General features: G+C 58.6%; 24 protein-coding genes. 11 read left to right on the top strand and 13 right to left on the bottom strand.

The features are described from left to right. Positions 1-103: 103 nt before the first annotated feature. From B0G73_RS09560 to B0G73_RS09550, 3 genes are read right to left on the bottom strand one after another with little or no spacing between them, the layout of a single operon-like run. A complete protein-coding gene (locus B0G73_RS09560) occupies positions 104-340 on the bottom strand; it encodes a hypothetical protein (RefSeq protein WP_106280106.1) in 237 nt (78 codons plus the stop codon). Further along, positions 333-887: a hypothetical protein gene (locus B0G73_RS09555; protein ID WP_106280104.1), complete on the bottom strand. Its 555-nt coding sequence runs from the start codon at positions 885-887 to the stop codon at positions 333-335. Before B0G73_RS09555 ends, B0G73_RS09560 begins: the two co-directional genes overlap by 8 nt. Next, complete coding sequence (locus B0G73_RS09550; RefSeq protein ID WP_106280102.1) at positions 880-1,383, bottom strand: hypothetical protein; 504 nt, start codon at positions 1,381-1,383, stop codon at positions 880-882. Before B0G73_RS09550 ends, B0G73_RS09555 begins: the two co-directional genes overlap by 8 nt. A 336-nt stretch (positions 1,384-1,719) precedes the next feature. Between B0G73_RS09550 and B0G73_RS41165 the strand changes: the two genes are divergently transcribed. Beyond that, the gene (locus tag B0G73_RS41165) at positions 1,720-2,076 is read left to right on the top strand and encodes a helix-turn-helix domain-containing protein (RefSeq protein ID WP_258193248.1); all 357 of its coding nucleotides are present in this window, start codon (positions 1,720-1,722) and stop codon (positions 2,074-2,076) included. Positions 2,077-2,142: 66 nt separating this feature from the next. On the opposite strand, the gene B0G73_RS41865 is transcribed toward B0G73_RS41165, so the two are convergent. From B0G73_RS41865 to B0G73_RS09530, 3 genes are read right to left on the bottom strand one after another with little or no spacing between them, the layout of a single operon-like run. Next, positions 2,143-2,349 carry a DUF4224 domain-containing protein gene (locus B0G73_RS41865; protein WP_106280100.1) on the bottom strand — a complete coding sequence of 69 codons (207 nt, stop codon included), beginning with the start codon at positions 2,347-2,349 and terminating at the stop codon, positions 2,143-2,145. Positions 2,350-2,366: 17 nt separating this feature from the next. Next, entirely contained in the window at positions 2,367-2,459 is a 93-nt protein-coding gene (locus B0G73_RS41860; RefSeq protein ID WP_181196518.1) for a DUF4224 domain-containing protein, read from the bottom strand. Then, on the bottom strand, positions 2,456-2,680 hold the full coding sequence (locus B0G73_RS09530; protein ID WP_106280098.1) for an excisionase: 225 nt from the start codon (positions 2,678-2,680) through the stop codon (positions 2,456-2,458). Before B0G73_RS09530 ends, B0G73_RS41860 begins: the two co-directional genes overlap by 4 nt. A gap of 119 nt (positions 2,681-2,799) precedes the next feature. On the opposite strand from B0G73_RS09530, the gene B0G73_RS09525 reads away from it, so the two are divergent. From B0G73_RS09525 to B0G73_RS09490, 5 genes are all read left to right on the top strand, one after another. Then, positions 2,800-3,060, top strand: a complete 261-nt coding sequence (locus tag B0G73_RS09525) for a hypothetical protein (RefSeq protein WP_258193247.1) — start codon at positions 2,800-2,802, stop codon at positions 3,058-3,060. A gap of 1 nt (position 3,061) precedes the next feature. After that, on the top strand, positions 3,062-3,337 hold the full coding sequence (locus B0G73_RS09520; protein WP_106280094.1) for a hypothetical protein: 276 nt from the start codon (positions 3,062-3,064) through the stop codon (positions 3,335-3,337). A gap of 325 nt (positions 3,338-3,662) precedes the next feature. After that, a complete protein-coding gene (locus B0G73_RS09510) occupies positions 3,663-4,025 on the top strand; it encodes a hypothetical protein (RefSeq protein ID WP_106280090.1) in 363 nt (120 codons plus the stop codon). A gap of 817 nt (positions 4,026-4,842) precedes the next feature. After that, positions 4,843-5,601, top strand: a complete 759-nt coding sequence (locus tag B0G73_RS09500; protein ID WP_106280086.1) for a type II TA system antitoxin MqsA family protein — start codon at positions 4,843-4,845, stop codon at positions 5,599-5,601. Positions 5,602-6,280: 679 nt separating this feature from the next. After that, positions 6,281-6,499 carry a hypothetical protein gene (locus B0G73_RS09490; protein ID WP_106280083.1) on the top strand — a complete coding sequence of 73 codons (219 nt, stop codon included), beginning with the start codon at positions 6,281-6,283 and terminating at the stop codon, positions 6,497-6,499. Positions 6,500-6,567: 68 nt separating this feature from the next. Here B0G73_RS09490 and B0G73_RS09485 read toward each other — a convergent pair whose 3' ends face one another. Further along, positions 6,568-7,314 (bottom strand): YoaK family protein, encoded by a 747-nt coding sequence (locus B0G73_RS09485; RefSeq protein WP_106280081.1) that lies wholly within the window; start codon positions 7,312-7,314, stop codon positions 6,568-6,570. A gap of 67 nt (positions 7,315-7,381) precedes the next feature. On the opposite strand from B0G73_RS09485, the gene B0G73_RS40435 reads away from it, so the two are divergent. Continuing rightward, complete coding sequence (locus B0G73_RS40435) at positions 7,382-7,552, top strand: hypothetical protein (RefSeq protein WP_181196517.1); 171 nt, start codon at positions 7,382-7,384, stop codon at positions 7,550-7,552. An 897-nt stretch (positions 7,553-8,449) separates the two neighbouring features. Here B0G73_RS40435 and B0G73_RS09475 read toward each other — a convergent pair. From B0G73_RS09475 to B0G73_RS09450, 6 genes are all read right to left on the bottom strand, one after another. Continuing rightward, the gene (locus B0G73_RS09475; RefSeq protein ID WP_106280077.1) at positions 8,450-8,668 is read right to left on the bottom strand and encodes a hypothetical protein; all 219 of its coding nucleotides are present in this window, start codon (positions 8,666-8,668) and stop codon (positions 8,450-8,452) included. Positions 8,669-8,819: 151 nt separating this feature from the next. Then, the gene (locus tag B0G73_RS09470) at positions 8,820-9,893 is read right to left on the bottom strand and encodes a methyltransferase domain-containing protein (protein ID WP_106280075.1); all 1,074 of its coding nucleotides are present in this window, start codon (positions 9,891-9,893) and stop codon (positions 8,820-8,822) included. 108 nt (positions 9,894-10,001) lie between these two features. Then, positions 10,002-11,066 (bottom strand): acyltransferase, encoded by a 1,065-nt coding sequence (locus tag B0G73_RS09465; protein ID WP_181196516.1) that lies wholly within the window; start codon positions 11,064-11,066, stop codon positions 10,002-10,004. Positions 11,067-11,541: 475 nt separating this feature from the next. Beyond that, complete coding sequence (locus B0G73_RS09460; protein ID WP_106280442.1) at positions 11,542-12,249, bottom strand: glutathione S-transferase N-terminal domain-containing protein; 708 nt, start codon at positions 12,247-12,249, stop codon at positions 11,542-11,544. A gap of 223 nt (positions 12,250-12,472) precedes the next feature. Next, on the bottom strand, positions 12,473-12,694 hold the full coding sequence (locus B0G73_RS09455) for a hypothetical protein (protein WP_106280071.1): 222 nt from the start codon (positions 12,692-12,694) through the stop codon (positions 12,473-12,475). A 194-nt stretch (positions 12,695-12,888) separates the two neighbouring features. After that, positions 12,889-13,080 carry a CsbD family protein gene (locus tag B0G73_RS09450; protein WP_106280069.1) on the bottom strand — a complete coding sequence of 64 codons (192 nt, stop codon included), beginning with the start codon at positions 13,078-13,080 and terminating at the stop codon, positions 12,889-12,891. A 175-nt stretch (positions 13,081-13,255) separates the two neighbouring features. Between B0G73_RS09450 and B0G73_RS09445 the strand changes: the two genes are divergently transcribed. From B0G73_RS09445 to B0G73_RS09435, 4 genes are all read left to right on the top strand, one after another. Further along, the gene (locus B0G73_RS09445; protein ID WP_106280067.1) at positions 13,256-13,582 is read left to right on the top strand and encodes a hypothetical protein; all 327 of its coding nucleotides are present in this window, start codon (positions 13,256-13,258) and stop codon (positions 13,580-13,582) included. Between the two features lie 282 nt (positions 13,583-13,864). Then, positions 13,865-15,145, top strand: coding sequence for a DNA (cytosine-5-)-methyltransferase (gene dcm, locus B0G73_RS40430; protein ID WP_181196515.1), 1,281 nt, complete (start codon positions 13,865-13,867; stop codon positions 15,143-15,145). 57 nt (positions 15,146-15,202) lie between these two features. Then, positions 15,203-15,649 (top strand): very short patch repair endonuclease, encoded by a 447-nt coding sequence (locus B0G73_RS40425; RefSeq protein ID WP_116119296.1) that lies wholly within the window; start codon positions 15,203-15,205, stop codon positions 15,647-15,649. 161 nt (positions 15,650-15,810) lie between these two features. Continuing rightward, the gene (locus tag B0G73_RS09435; RefSeq protein WP_106280066.1) at positions 15,811-16,314 is read left to right on the top strand and encodes a YbhB/YbcL family Raf kinase inhibitor-like protein; all 504 of its coding nucleotides are present in this window, start codon (positions 15,811-15,813) and stop codon (positions 16,312-16,314) included. Positions 16,315-16,388 lie beyond the last annotated feature (74 nt).

The following is a 16,388-nucleotide window of genomic DNA, read 5'->3' as shown; positions in this document are numbered from 1 at the left end:
CTTGAACGCGTCCCTCGTGTTAGGAACCGCGCCAACAGGGTAAGGGAGCCCTGCTTTCGCCCCGTCGGGCTAGGCGCGATTGGAAACGATTATGCCAAGATTCTTACTCGTCCTTGAGAACGTCGTCGATTTCACGGAGAGTCCGGATCGCAAACAATAAGTGACGCGCCATTCGTCTTGTGGCCTCATCGATCTTCGCGAGACGCTGCTCTGCCGTTTCGAAGGTGTCGTTCTGTGGTTCGAAACTCAGCACGGTCGCGATGGCCGCGCCAGGGACTGGCCGCGTTCTGCGGCGCCCCGCCTTCCGTCCGGTTGGCAGCACATGGACATTGTTAGTCATGGCCCACCCCGGATTGCGTACGGCGGTTGCGACGTTTGCGCGGCGGCGGCACAAGGCCCGGAATAAGCGCCTTGAATGCCTGGTATTTTTCGTCGCGTCTCGCAGACCAATACATCTCGTGCTGGCGATTTAACGCAGCGATGCCCTCCTGAGTTCGCTGGTACAGCAACCTTCCCAGCTTCATATACTGAAGCCGGATAGACTCGTCTGGCCAATTCAAACGCGGATTCGTCACGCGCAACCACCAGTTGTCACACTCGACAAATTCACGCTGCCGACCTTTCGCACCTTCCGGCCGCTCCCGCTTCAGACAGAAGTCGATTCCATTCGCTTGCCAGCAAACGCTGGCGAAGCCGGTCGGCCATTCGGTCCCAGGCGGGATCACACCCTCTCCCTCCAGCTGAGCACGCGTGCCGACATATACGGCCATCGCGATATCCGAAGGCCGCAGGAGAATTGTTAGCTCGCCAAGGCCAGGGGAACGGCAATCAGCCGCAGATGAATTGTCGACGCCCGATGCGTCGGTGGTGGGCAATTTCTTAAGCATGGCTGGCTCTCCATACGAGATCCATCAGGGCTGTCGCGAGCCTGTCCTGGTCGACGCGCAAGTCGGCTACCGCGCAGCGAATGGGTAAGCTTCCCTGAGTGTCATCGTCCAACGCCGCCTCCATGAAGGCGAGCATGTTGTGAATTTTCCAGGCCAGTCCCGATTCTTTGATGAGGAACTCTGAGATTCGGTCCAACGTACGGGTGTCCGCGGCGAACCGCTTGACACTCTCCGCTAGCCCATCGAAGAACTGGTCGCCCATCGCATCGACCAGTTCGCCGAACTCGTCATCGGTTTGACCGACGGCGACGGGCATATTGACGTTGATCCAGTTCATCCACAACGCATCGCTCACGGCTTGAAGAGCATTTTCGTGACCGAGAATTTCGCGGCCGGCGACGCGAGCGCGTTCGAGCGCATCTTCACGAGGAAGCGAGGCCAAATTGACGAGAGGTTCGTTACTTTGCTCAGGACGAGCAGGGGCTTTGGAGGGCATGGCTTGGACTCCTGTGTTTACAAGAGCCTGCGCCCCATTTCCAGATGGGGTGGGCAGGCACATGGCAGGGCTGGAAAACCGGAACACAGGAACCGGCGTGCGCAAGCGCACCCCCACCATGGCCCACCCATAAACTGTGGGTGCGCGATGATACTACGGACGAAAAAATACCGCCTGCTGGCGGTCGTCCGCCTGTGTCTTCCGGGTTTCCAGGCCCGATCGCTGTTGTCTCAACGATGACTGAAGGTTAGTTGTCCAGTGTGAGAACGTCAAGTGAGATTTTGCAAATCTGGACGGTTTTGGGAAGATAGGAAAAGAGTCTTTCGGGAGAGCATCATGACCAAAGCGATAGATGAGTTACGCGCCGCCGCAGTTCGCCTGAAACGGGACGTCGACGAGCTGGTGCGAAAAATCGAGGAGCTTCCTTGGACTGATGCAGCATCCGGCGGCCGCGATGCACACCTCACCGAAGAGCAGATGTTAGTGCTCATGCAGCGCGCCATGGATGTCTACGAGAGGCAGCCCCCACGTCCTGTGCACGTGACAATCACGCAAGCGGCGGCGATACTCGGTCTGAGCCGCCACACGGTGAGCAAGAAGCTGAAGGCGGGTGAGTTTCGCCTAAACAGATGCGGCAGGATTCCTATCGAGCAGATCGACATGGCGCTTGCACGGTCGCGAAAGCAATCTTAGCAAAGAGCCGCCGCATGTCTGTTCCCGGGCATGGGTTGACGCGCCAGCCAGCCGCGCGCGCCGTATTTAAATGGCCTTCGACCAGTTGAATTGGGGCTTTTTTCTTTCTTGCTCTGGAACCCGATTGACTTGTTCCCACGTAATGACAGGATGACCGTCGATCTTTCGAGGCGGCTTGAACCCAAACTCTCGCTCGATCCATCGACACTGAGCTGCGCCCTGTTTCAGGCCGCCCGTGAGCTGAATAAGTTCATCGTTGGTTAGAATTGTCATCGCTTTTGCGAGTGAAGTTAATTCTCTTCGCACCACTTCGCCTGAAGAGAGTAGCGCTGCGCGCCGGTAATCGACCGAAGGTCCTCGGGAGATAGGAGTTTGAAGGTCAATCGTCGTAGCCTCTCGCCTTCCGAGCTGCGATCACCCGCTCTGCGAGAGTCGGACGCGTTCGACCATCGGCGAATACCGCGTCCTGCTCTACGTAGTACGAGCGTCCGACCTTCACGGGCGGCGGATATATCTTCCCCGCGTTGATCCACAGGCGCGCCGTGCGAATCTTGGGCGGCGGGTCGAATTCCTTTTCAAGCCACTTATCGAGTCGGATTTTCATCGGCAACCCTCGTGGAAGAGTTTCGTGAGTCACGATGATAACGCGCACTTGCGGTCCGCACCGCGTCCCTGCAAAATTCCGCCATCAATGGGGACCACAATGAAAAAAAAACTCTCACTGTGGCAGCGTTAGCCACGCTCGCCGCATGCACCACAGTCACGAATGTCACGCCGGCCGGCGACGGCAACTACACAGTGACGACCCAAGTCCGCGGCGGCATGACGCCGTGGGGGGAAGTGAAAGCATCGAGCCTGAAGCGCGCCGACGAGTACTGCAGCCAACAGGGCAAGCAGATGCATCAGGTCGATATGCAGACGCACGGCGTTCGCGGCTGGACGCCTCAAGAGGCGGAACTGACTTTTGCGTGCACGGCCGGGTAACATGACGCATACCGCCTATGGAGGCGACATGCAGAACGGTCCGCTTTTCCACGTCTTGCTGGATCATCTAGAGGCGATCGACGCGCCGCCCATGGAAATCCAACGGTTTGTCGACCGTTGGCACCGCCTGAAACCGCACGAGGCATTCCCCTGCCCCGTCTGCTTTCTCGCGGGCGAAGAACAGCCACTTGCCGCATTGCCGGCGCAGGGACGTGTCGAACCCGTGAAGTGCCCCACATGCAGAACGCAGTTCAATATACCCATCGACGAATTATGAAGGCGCCGACTCTTGGTGACGCCCGCGCCGAGCTCCTCTTCCAATCGGTCACGAGGCAGATCGTCGGGTGCACGCCTTAAACTCTTGCTGGAGGCGCTGTGAATGATGCAAACGAGGGACAGGGGTCCGCAGAGGGTCGCTACCAAGCGGCGACCGCTATCGACGAGGGCTGCAGCGAAGCGATCCGCGTTTGCGCCGCCATGATGGACGCGGCTGACGCAATTGGCGCCCACTCCGAACTCTGCGAGATTAGGGAAGCCATCTTGCGCCTCCATGTGGTCGCCTCCGCGGTGCTTAGCGAGGCGAACCGGATGCGGCAGAACTGATGTCCGACGGCGATGGTCCGACGAGATCGGACGACGATGCTCGCGCCGAGCTGCTCTGCTACCTCGTCGTCGCGCAACTCGTCGCGATGGCCCGCACCGGCGACTGGCTGCGCACCGATCAGCTGGTTGAATCAGGACGCATCTGGTGCAAGGCAAATGGAGCGCGCTTCGATTGGCAGGAGCGGATCGCGCTCGGGCAGATAGCGGCTGAGACGGCGCCGCAGATCATGGAGACGTTCGGACTTACGCGAGAGCGGTCGTTAGTGCCACTATTTCGCGACAGCTGGATGCCCGACTACGCGTCGCCAGTGGTGTGCGGCATCCACGAGGCATGTGCGACTCGCCTGGCTCGCTGCAGATAGCATCGCCAAGGTACATGGAAATACAGGCCGCGACATCAGGAAATCCTGATTTTCGACATACATTGCGTGCTGGCACGATGTCATCGTCGCCAGTACTCTCAGCTCGGCGATGTCACAAAATCCCTTAAGGGCCGTCATGTGCGGCCTTTTTTTATGGCGCGAGCCATTGGCTACTGCTCGATATACGTCCGCCAGCCCGGGACTGCTCGAAGAAGTTTTCGCTTAAGTAGACTTGGCACAGATCGGCAGGTCACTCCTCCCATGGACCGTTTTTTTAGCATCTGGACAGAATAGAAGTCGGAATAATGGCACTGCTGCTTAGGGGCAGATGCCTTTATGGGGTATCCTATGCGGCCCGTGCGCCGGCCGCGCACGTATCGGCCCTATAATTTGCCCCGTCTGTACGTACGATATCGAACACGGCGGTCCTTGCACGCCACTTATCATAATGATAACCTCAGCTGACCCGCAGAAGGTGAAGCCGGCAAACTGGTGCTTGGCAGACCTCCCTGTAAGGTTGAGCGCCGGGCGGTACGTTTTCTCGCCAAGCGCTCAACGTGATTACACTAATTTGGGCATGGACAGGAAAGGCGCCTGCGCCTGTATCACACAATTGATTGAACACGATTTCCGATGGTGTTACCTGTATCCGGACGGAAAGATTCATGACAGTTACAAAGCTCGGTTCGAATGGTATGACGAAAATGACGAATGCGATCGAAGTGATCTAATTTTTGTCAAACTCTACGTCAACGCTTCGGACACGCTCGTAATCGAACGCTTTCATCTAGACACCGGAAAGCTTTAAGGACATTCGATGGACAAGTTTGGTCAGTGTGTATTCTGCGAAGGGTTCGCAGGTTCTGTCCGCGAAGAATCGCGGGAACTGAAAACTAAATATGGCGTTGGGACATACCAAGCCGTAGTTTCCGTCTGCGCGGCATGCGGTGAAGAATTTGTCACCCCTGAACAGGCCGAAGCTACCGATCGCCGCGTCGCCGATCTTCGACGTAAGTTGAAAGCCGGTGAACGCACGCTTTCCGGAGGCATGATCAAGGAGATTCGGGAACACCTTGGTTGGTCTCAACGAGACGCGTCCGAAATTCTCGGTGGCGGAGAGGTTGCATTTTCGAGATACGAGTCCGAATCGGTAAGCATGAGCAGATCTGGCGAGCTGCTCTTGAAGACGATGTACGTGTGGCCGGACACAATCGATCGGGTTCGCTTGGTCCAATCGGCCTCGCTGGTAGAACTCAAGCGTCTGCGAGACGACGTCGCCATCACAAACCGCATCTCGGAAGCGGCTGTGGAAAAAATCCCCGAAATCACTGCTCGAAACAAGGTTCCGGGGACGCTATTCAAGCTGTCATATCCAATCCACAACCCGGACATGGTTTGGGCGACAGGCGTAATTGAGTCAGCGCTGACCGCAATTGGCACCGACCAGGTTTCAATCTTTCCAGAGTTAAAAATCAATCATGGCAGATTCAACGGCTATCGAAGAAACCCAGCCAAATACCGACCTGTTACGCAGCACTCTAACCGGCTTGGGTATCTCATTCAACGTTCCCGATAGCCTGCCAGAGCAAAGTCCAAAAAATGTAACGGTAACGCACCTCGCGTTTTCAGATGAAGACGTCAAGGACCCATGGTTGCTTGTGCTTTTCTGTCACGAAGATTCTGCGTTGGTTAGAGCTTATTCCCACGTACGCCGGACCGACAGAGATGTGCAGATCGGAGCGATGCTTTCGATCATCAACGACATCAATCATGAGCAGCTTCTAGATGCATATCTAGACTATTCCGCAGCTTCCCATACTGTCCGGGTAAGATCTACGTTTAGGACTCTTGGGCAGGGCTTGCCTACCGTCGAGTTGCGTAAATGGATCAATATGCAGTTGGTCAGAGGTGACTATTTCAGCAAGGTTTTCGATGAAATAGACCTAGATAGTTCCGACCCAAAGAGTGAACTCGATAGAGCGCGAGAAAAGGTGCGGAAATACTTAGGCCTCGAATTTCAGCCCGACCTAGAGTGAGACGCACAGGAATAATGCCAATCATGCATTCCGGCAACTCGTCTCGGAATCGCACCCGTATATCCTCAGGAGACGGATTTTAGGGGTACTGGTGGGGGTATAAAATTTGAAAAATAAGCCGAAACACCCCACCAGCCTTGACGTATGAATTCTGTCAGGGGACCAGATAGCCTCCCAGCATCTCCCAAGTTCGCGAACCGAAGATCACCACTCGTTTCGGTGGTCAACAAGAACTTGATTTCGCCAGCGAATAACCTCGGTGACGACTTACGCGCCGAGCTACTTTGCTACCTCGTCGTCGCGCAACTCGTCGCGATGGCCCGCATCTGCGACTGGCTGCGCACCAACCACCTGGTTGAATCAGGGCATCTGCTGCAAGGCAAATGGAGCGCGCTTCGATTGGCAGCAGCGGATCGCGCTCAGGCAGATAGCAGGTGAGTTGACGCGCAGCTGATGGAAACGTTCGGACTTACGCGGGAGCCATGGGCACGGTCGCTAAGTGCGCACTAGCAGCGCGTACCACGCACGTCATCGACCAGAGGCACAACGGCTAGCGTGAGCAGAACGATAGCGAGCGGCACGCTCGATATGAATCCGAGATATTTGAAACCGATGGCCCCCGCCAGACCGCCGGCAATAAACGAAAGAAGCAGCGAACCGAGCAGCGCGAGCTTCTGCTTGTCCGCCCTGACGGCCCCTTCCCCGGCAATCGACCGCGTATTCCAGTAGAGCATCTTGCCCAGTTCGATGCCGACATCCGTTACCAGGCCGGTGACGTGGGTCGTACGAATCTCCGATCGCGAAATCTTCGTGATCATCGCATTCTGTAGACCCATGACAAAGCACAGGACGCAGACGGTGGCAGGCACGAAAAGAACCCGATGGTGTTCAAGGTTGGAGCCCAGCAGCCCGAAGCACAGCAGCAGAATTGCCTCGATCGCAAGCGGTGTCGCGTAGATGCTGTGCAAATCCCGCCGACGCCCCCAATTGATCAGGATGGCGGATGCAGCCGCGCCAACAAGAAACGAAAAAAGCGAACTGAGCCCGGAAACGAAAAGGCTTGCATCCCCGAGCACCGCATTATCGGCGAGCGACGAGACGATCCCGGACATGTGCGAAGTGTATTGACCAACGGCCAGAAATCCGCCCGCATTCGCCGCTCCGGCGACAAATGCCAGCGACCGCCCCAAACGACGGTTGGTCACATCGGTCCGTTCCGGTGCAGTAAATCCGCGAAGATAGTTGATGGGCATATTGAACGCTCAATTGTGCCGCGTGTGCGTACCGTCCGTCGGACGGCCTGACGCCGAGGATCGTAACATGCGTGAAGGCGGCATCCGGCATCGCGTTTCGCCGCCGGCCAGAGGCGCGCAAGGGAAACAGAATCCCGAAGACCTTCGGGCCGGCTCGGCCGATCGCGAAGACGCCACCGATGAATTCCCACGTGATCTGCTCAGGGCGATGGATGACGAACCGAACGGGTTGGGCTGATCGCGACTATACGCACGTAATCGCAGGCATAAATGAAAAAACCCCAGCGCGGGGAGCGGCTGTCAGGGGACCAGATAGCGTCCCAGCATCTGCTAGATTTGCCCAGAAAAAGCCCCCCGCAAGCCTTCGCACTACGAGGCCTTTTCCTGCCTGCCATCCTTGCCCGAATAAACAAAGCCAAATCGTCCACTCACGCCGACACACACACGAATACCCACGTGCCACGCCGAACGCTCACATCGGGCCAAACTCAGACATCAACATCAAACGCGCGGCGCTTCCTCGCGAACGCCACCCCAATCACGACCGGACGCAACAGCCGAATTCCTCGAGAGCATGCAGTCGATGAACGTCCGCGCACGCTTCTCCGCATACCTAAACGCATCTACCTCAGACACGAATTCCAGTTGCTCTGGAAAACTTGCAACCTTTTGTGCGGGCTGACTGGACGAACTGATAGTCCATGACACCTTGTACCGGCGTCCGACGTTGTGCAAACACAACGTCTTCCCGGTCGTGACCTGAACGTCGATTCCGAACCCGCGATAAGGTGCATAGGACTGGCAAGGCATGATCACTCTCCCGACGCGGCGGTCCGCGTATGCAGTCAACGTCGCGCAACCCGCGTGCCCCAGGATTGAACGCCAGGGAAAACACCATCCGCGCTCAAACCCACTGCGCAAAAAAAAGCGGCCAAAAAAAAGCCGCAGCAATGCTGCGGCTCAAAACACACACACCGCGCTCGGGGCGCTGATGTGAACCGTTATCTTACATACACCTATCGGCAAATATAACCAGGGATTTCGTATGATGGTTGCAATCGGCAGGCAGTACGGTCGCGGGTCGCGGCATTTCTACCGCACGGCGACGACGCACACTTCCTGGGCCCGTCGTCCGCTACTGCTCGATATACATGCGCCATTCCGGAAACTGCTCGAAGAAGCTTTGACTCACGTAGATCTGATACAGGACCGGCGAACTACGGTCGGTCGCGGACCCGGGCTCGCTCAACACGGTCAGTCCGGGGTCGATACCGGACACGCTCGCCCACGCCGTGAGATCGTCCGGCAGATCGGCCGCTTCCTCGCGCGGCACACGCAATTTGATCGGTTTCATGGCCTCTCCGATAAATGGTGAAGGATGTCTCAGCAAATATCACACAAAGAAGCGGTATTGCCAGTGCCAGCATCTCCAGCGAAGGCGATCCGCGTCGATCGCGGGACGGCCATGAGACGTGGAGAATTTAAAAACAAGCCCACGCGCGCATTCAATACGATATGTTTCGCTCTTTCGAGCCACGCCCTCGAAACCTGGTTACCGCGGCGCGCAACGGCGCCGTGATCCGCCACGATGTCGACGACTCCAACGCCCTGATCGTCGAATCCTTCGATGCAATCTCCTCCTGCATCGCGACAATTTCGCCCTGCATCGCGGCAACTTTCTCCTGCATGACAGCAGCCGCCTCTTGCATCGTCACAACCTGCTCCTGTGTCGCCGCGAACTTCTGACGCGTTTCCGCAAGCGCTGTCTCGGCCTCGGCGAGGCGCTCCGCTGTCTCAGCATCCACTGGGGCGCTGTAGAACTCCGCCGTCGTGAGTTCAACGCGAGGCGGTTCCTTGCGAAGCACAATGATCATCTCGCCGCCGGTTTCGCCGCGCGCCGGCACAAAATCGATGAGATTGAATTCGAAGAAACCCATCATCAGGATCGGCTTCAGGACTTTGGAAACAATCGTGCTGCTCTCGAAAACGTGGCTGTGAATGCCCACATGCGGAGGCGCCTTCAGCTTGTGCCTGATACGGTTCATATCGAGTTTATCGGCCACATGCATCGGCTTGTTGACGAAGGCTTCGTCGTAATAGATCTCACATTCGATTTGATGTTCACGCGGAATGTCCTCGACACTCGCGATATATTCGGCCACGAAATGACTTAGCGCCGTGTCCTGTCGGTATTTGTCGAAACTGAACTTCTTGTCGGGCAGGGCAAGAAACAGCACTGCGCCAGGCCGCATCATGTCGCATAGATCGGATAGCCATTGAATCATGTTGGGCGCGTGCTCCATCACATGATTCGCGATAACGTAGTCGAACTTATCGCTGATGTACTCGCCGTACCGGTTCGAGTGAACCACGTAGTCGATTTCGGGTATGTCGGCGATCATGTCCGGGTGCGTGCACTCCCGGACCAGTTGCTCCCTGTCTTTCCAGTCCAGATATCGTACGTCTGCTTCCGACTTGAAGACGGTCGGCTGATCATACGGTCCTATCTCAAGACCGACTCCCGATAGATCGGTATGTTTCAGCAGATGCCCGCGGCGCAGCGTCGTAACCAGATTCATGAACTACCTCTCGGCGTTAGAACAGGCAACAGTGCAATTTGGCACGTCGTACACCGCCGCTGAAGCAATCGACTCGCGGCTGACTGCGTTTCTCGCCGCGGCGGCGACTCAGGCCATCGCCGCGTTTCGCCGCCACGGAAACCGCAATCGCATCGCCGGTTTTTCGACGGCAAACCAGGAGACCAACGTGAGCGCCATTGATACGACAAATGTGATGGTCACCATGGCGATATTCGGGTGAGAGAAACGACCGAAAAATGCGCCCATCTTCTCATGCCCACCGTAAAGCATCGACTGCAGGACAACGTAGTGCCACAGGTAAAACCCGTACGAAACTCGACCGAGCCCGGCCAAAGGTGCGATATCGAGCGAGCGCACCAACGCGGACTGCTGGGCCGTGACGACCTTCGCAATAGTGAGCGCCGCGGCTAACGGCGTAAGTGGGTAACCCCACGCCAGCAACGAAAATTCGAGTCCGGTTTCGCTAAACGTCACGATAAACAGAAAGGCTACGGCAAGGGGCCATAACTTGCCGGCCCAGGCCGTCCATTGGCGCGGCATCACCGCCAGCAAAGCCCCCATCAGCAGCCCGTCCGAATGCGTATCGAAGCCGCAGTAAATGCGCGCCATCGAAAGGTGCTGCGACATCAGAAACGAACGCCACGCGATCACTGCAACCGCAAGGAGTGCGACTACGAGCACGAGCCGGCGTGGCCAGAATTTCAACACGCCCAACAGGATGAGCGGCCAGACGAGGTAGAACTGCTCTTCGATCGCGAGCGTCCACGTATGTCCCGTGAGATGCGCGTCGTAAATGCCGAACGCGCGGACCCAGTTCATCACGTAGAAAAAAGCGGGCAGGACTTCGAACCCCACTCTCAGGGAGCCGGGAAACACCAGACAATAGAGCGTGACCCCGGCAAGCATCAATAACAAAGCCGGGTAAAGCCGGCGAGCGCGCCGCCAGTAGAATCTCGGCAAATCGATGCGGCCGTTACGGTGATGTTCCGCGATCAGCCGGCTCGTGATCAGGTAACCGCTCAATACGAAGAATACGTCGACGCCGACATACCCGCCGCCCACGACGCCTGCGAGACCCGTATGCGCAAGAAATACGGCGATGACGGAAAGCGCGCGCAATCCGTCGAGGCCGGCAATCCGGGTGTGTTGCATGTGACTCATGCCTGTTTGGAGAAGGCGGGGCGGATAGCTCGCCGCGCGGGTATTGATAGCCGATAAGCTCTGAAACGGTTGGTAAGGATTCGGCTACGAGAAGTTCAACAAATCATCTCGCTTCTCCACTGCACGGAAATCTTTTCGTTCTCGCTGGGCAATAGTCGTAAAAGCTACCTGCCCTACGTAAAGTCATTCGAGGACGGCAACGAGCGCCGGGCGATCAGTGCAAATTACGCACAGACTTTCTACTGCTCAATTGAAAAGAACCGTTATGTCTCACCGCATACAGAGTGCGGGCGTTCGTCGATCACATGGTTGAGGACTTCGCGAACAATGATGACGCTATCGACGCGCCGCCACGCGAACGACAGAAGACAGAGAGGCAACGCAAGATCCACGCAAAGGAATTCATGGCGGATTTAGACTAACGGCGGCCGGCCGACGAGACTCGCAGCCCGGCCGCATGAATCGATTACGACGGACGCTTAGGAATATCCAGTCCCTTCGCCACGGCCGGACGCGCGACGAACGCGGCCAACACGCGCGTCACGTTCGAGAAGTCCTGAATGCCGACGAGATCGCCTGCTTCATAGAAGCCGATCAGATTGCGTACCCAAGGAAACGTGGCGATATCGGCGACCGAGTAGGCATCGCCCAGAATCCAGTCACGTCCTTCGAGTTGCCGGTCCAACACGCCGAGCAAGCGCTTCGCTTCGCCGATATAGCGGTCGCGCGGACGCTTGTCTTCGTACTCTTTGCCGGCAAACTTGTGGAAGAAACCCACCTGGCCGAACATCGGCCCGATACCGCCCATCTGGAACATCACCCACTGGATCGCCTCATAGCGGCCGGCGGCATTCTGTGGAATCAACTGGCCGCTCTTGTCCGCGAGATAAAGCAGGATCGCGCCGGATTCGAACAGCGGCAACGGCTTGCCGTCAGGTCCGTTCGGATCGATGATCGCCGGAATCTTGTTGTTCGGACTGAGCGACAGAAACTCCGGCGTCATCTGATCGTTGGTATCGAAGCGCACGAGATGCGGCTCGTACGGCAAGCCCGTTTCTTCCAGCATGATCGACACCTTCACTCCGTTGGGCGTGGGCAGCGAGTAAAGCTGAATCCGGTCCGGATGCTCGGCAGGCCATTTCTTCGTGATCGGAAAAGCGGATAGGTCGGTCATCTGGCGGTGTAACCCTTGTGCGAATGCGGCGACTGAAAAGAGAATCGGGCCTTCGCTGCCGGCCGGACGACCGGTGGCGAAGATCCCAACCCAGGATCGCCAAATATAAACCGACTCGGCGCAACGCGTGCGGGCGCGGCCCAACGCGTATATCGGCACTCAAGGTTTTACAGCCGACGTTACCGGCGGCTCGCGAACGTAAAACGTGCACGCTAACCGGCACTCACCACAGATCCTTGGTCGCGGTGCCGGCGCGCGAGTTATAACCTTCGCGCCACAAGGACGCGCCGACGCTCAGCAACAGCGTCTTCTGCTCGCCGTCGAGCAAGTCCCAGGCGGCCGCGAGCCAACTGGCGAAGCTCGCACAGGTCTGTTCCAGGTCGACGGGCGTTTTGCCCTCGAGGTATTGCCGTTCGAACATCGAAAGAACTTTTTCGGGTGTCATGGGCGCCGTCTCCGTATTGGATGCGCCAAGTCTAAAGGCGGCGCACGGCATGCGGAATGCTCCCGACCCCAACCCCGGGTTACTCCCAGGCAAAATCCGCCATCGGCCGAACAAGTCCGATGTGCGACGCAAAGGCATCGGCAAAGGAAAAGGCGCCGCAGCGCCCTTTCCGTCGACCCCCGTCGCAAACCAAATTACGGCGCGTTGCGCTTGGCATTGTTCTTGGCGTCTTCCTTCGCGTCGCCATAGGCCTTTTGCACCTTGCCCGCGCCTTGTTGCAGATCGCCCTTGATTTCCTTGCCCGGGTTGTCCGTGGCCTTGCCGACTGCTTCGTTGACCTTGCCCTTAACCTGCTCGGCCACACCCTTCACCTGGTCCTTGTTCATGTTCGGCTCCACTATTTGGAATGCCGGCGCGACATTACGCCAGTATCCGTAGTGAGCAACGGGTGTGCCCGTGCCCGCGCGTGGTTTGGTTTCTTCAGAACGTATCGCAAGAAAATATTTTCAAACAGGCCTAAAGTCCCGCTGCGGCGCGCCGTAAAGCTGCCAAGGAGGCGCCATGGATCGCACAGCCATCACCGTTTCGGGATCATCCCAAGCCGCTTTGATCGATCGCGACATTACCCATATTGCGCGGGTGATGCGGCCGTCTTTACACGGCGATCTGGGCGGCCCGATCCTGCCCGCCGGGTATTGGCGCAAGCGTCTGTACCAATTGCTCGACGCCGGCAATCTTTCCCACGCGCAACTGTGCACGGTCGACAGCCTCCTGCTCCAGCTCGATCAGTACGAAGCCGAACCTCAACTGGCCTGGGACGCATTGGCGCCGGCCTCCGCCGCGTTGTTCCCGCCGCCGTACCCGGCCAGCGCCAGCCACCGGGTCTGACCGGCTGAGCCTGAACTCCGGTTCGTTCCGGGCCGGCGGCATTCCATTTGCTCGCGATAAAAAAAGGCCGCGAACCATGCCGCGGCCTCAACACGTCGCAACGCGGGGAATTCGCGTCACGTTATAAGCGTACACGCGCAACTGTGACAGCCGCATTTAGCCGTGGACTCGCCTGTGCAGTGTTTCAAACGTGCGAAATTTTCTGCCCAAGCCACGCAAAAAATAGGGAAATGGGACGACCTTAGGTCATAATGTCCGCAAAAATTCCCAGCAAGGATACCCGTGACCGTCGCCGCACCGCTCGCACTGCTCAAGCAAGCGCGCGCCCGCTTCACTCAACGCGAAATCGCCGCGCATGTCGGCAAGGACATCAAGACGGTACGTCGCTGGGAAAAAGGCGAAACGCAGTGCCCGGCGATGCTTGAACCGGCCTTGCGCGATCTGCTGCGAAACCGCGTGCGAACCCGCGGCAGCGTGGGCGGCGACGCTCAGTTCCGCTTTATCGACCTGTTCGCCGGCATCGGCGGAATTCGCATGGGCTTCGAGGCGCACGGCGGCGACTGCGTCTTTACGAGCGAGTGGAACGACTTTTCGACCAGGACCTACCGCGAGAATTATCCCGGCGGCGCCGAGCATGCGCTGATCGGCGACATCGTCTCGTTTCCGGCTGAGGACGTGCCGAGCCACGACGTGTTGCTCGGCGGCTTCCCGTGCCAGCCGTTTTCGATCGCGGGTGTGAGCAAGAAGAATGCGCTGGGCCGGCCGCACGGCTTCGAATGCACGACCCAGGGCACGCTCTTTTTCGATGTCGCGCGGATCATCGCAGCCAAACGACCCGCCGCGTTCCTGTTGGAGAACGTGAAGAACCTGCTCTCGCACGACAAGGGCCGCACCTTCGACGTGATCCTGCGAACCTTGCGCGACGAACTCGGCTACGAAGTGCACTATCGCGTGGTCGACGGCCAGCATTTCACGCCGCAGCATCGGGAACGGATCATCATCGTCGGCTTTCGCGGCAAGACTTTGTTTTCGTGGGACGACCTGCGCCTGCCGGAAGAAGGCCCGCGTCTCGGCTCGATTCTGCATCGCACGGATGGCAGCGAGCCGGTGCTGCCGTGGGACCACGACCGCTTCTTCGACCACGCCGGCCGACGCGTGCAACCCAAGTACACACTCACGCCGAATCTCTGGACTTACCTGCAGAACTACGCGGAGAAACATCGTGCGGCGGGCAACGGCTTCGGCTTCGGCATGGCTTATCCGACCAGCGTGACGCGCACGCTGTCGGCGCGTTATCACAAGGACGGCTCCGAGATCCTGGTCTATCAGGGCGAGTCGCTGCGCCCACGCCGCCTCACGCCGCGTGAATGCGCGCGGCTGATGGGCTTTCCCGATACCTTCAGAATCCCGGTGAGCGACACGCAAGCCTACCGGCAGTTCGGCAACAGCGTCGTGATGCCGGTAATGCGCGAAGTGGCGCGCATCATGCTGCCGCACGTGCAAGCTCTGCTCGCCGAGGAAACTCGCCATGATTCGAAGCAAACGCTCTCGCTCTACGCGTGATCGGTCAGTCGGTGTGAATAGCCGGCGCGCCGACCCGCTTTTCAAGCGCTAGAAGCGATGGTCGACATCGTCGATAGCGCCACCCGCAGCCGGATGATGTCCGGCATTCGCGGCCGCAACACCAAACCGGAAATTCTGATCCGCAGCCTGTTGCATCGACAGGGCTTTCGCTTCCGGCTGGATGCGCGCGATCTGCCCGGACGCCCGGACATCGTCTTACCGCGCTACCGCGCCGTGGTGTTGGTGCACGGCTGCTTCTGGCACGGCCACGACTGTCATCTTTTCAAATGGCCGCAAACGCGGCCGGAATTCTGGCGCGACAAGATCGGCCGCAATCGCAGCAACGACGACAAGGTTTGCGCGGCGCTGCTCGCCAGCGGCTGGCGCGTCGCGGTGGTATGGGAATGCGCTTTGCGTGGCGCCAATCGCGATATCGAAGGTGTCTTGCAGCGGCTCGTCGAGTGGCTGAAGAGCGACGCGCCGAGCTTCGAGGAACGCGGCTGAAAGCCGCTTGTAGTCCGCCCGGCCGCACGAATCTTCAGGCCGCTGGTGATACACTCGATTGGCTAACTCGGGGTACTTCCGCACGGCGCCCTGCCCTGCAAACCGGCCGCAAAACCGCCCGCCCCGACCATCCCAGAACCACTCAAGAAGGGAGGCACACCATGGCAGATTTCCGTCTCTGGTCCGACGAATTTCCCACCAACGGCTTCATGCCGAAAGCCCACGAATATCACGACAAGGCCTTTGGCGTGGACGGCGAGAACATCTCGCCCGCGTTGCATTGGGAGGCGCCGCCCCCCGACACGCAAAGCTTCGCGCTCACCGTTCACGATCCCGACGCGCCCACCGGCAGCGGGTTCTGGCACTGGGTCGTGGTGAATATTCCGGGTGACGCCCGTTCGCTGCCGCGCAACGCCGGCAAGTCGGACGGCTCGCTGCTGCCGCAAGGCGCGCTGCAGGTGCGCAACGACTACGGCACGGTCGGCTTCGGCGGCGCCGCGCCGCCGCGGGGCGACAAGGCGCATCGCTACATCTTCCGTCTGCATGCGCTGCGCGTGCCGAGTCTGCCGATCAACGCGGACACCACCAACGCGGTGGCGCGCTTTATGACGCATCTGAACGAACTCGATTCGACCACTCACACCGGTCTGTACGAACTCAAATAACGCGGGAGACGCGCCGGCCGGCGCGCTCAGGCTGCGCCGGCTCCTTGAAAGCGGCACGCGGCGCGCGCGAGCGG

It is taken from the genome of Paraburkholderia sp. BL25I1N1 (assembly GCF_003002025.1).
Classification (GTDB): Bacteria; Pseudomonadota; Gammaproteobacteria; order Burkholderiales; family Burkholderiaceae; genus Paraburkholderia.
Note: the sequence above shows the minus strand (reverse complement) of the source record. Positions and strands in the feature narration are given on the sequence as shown.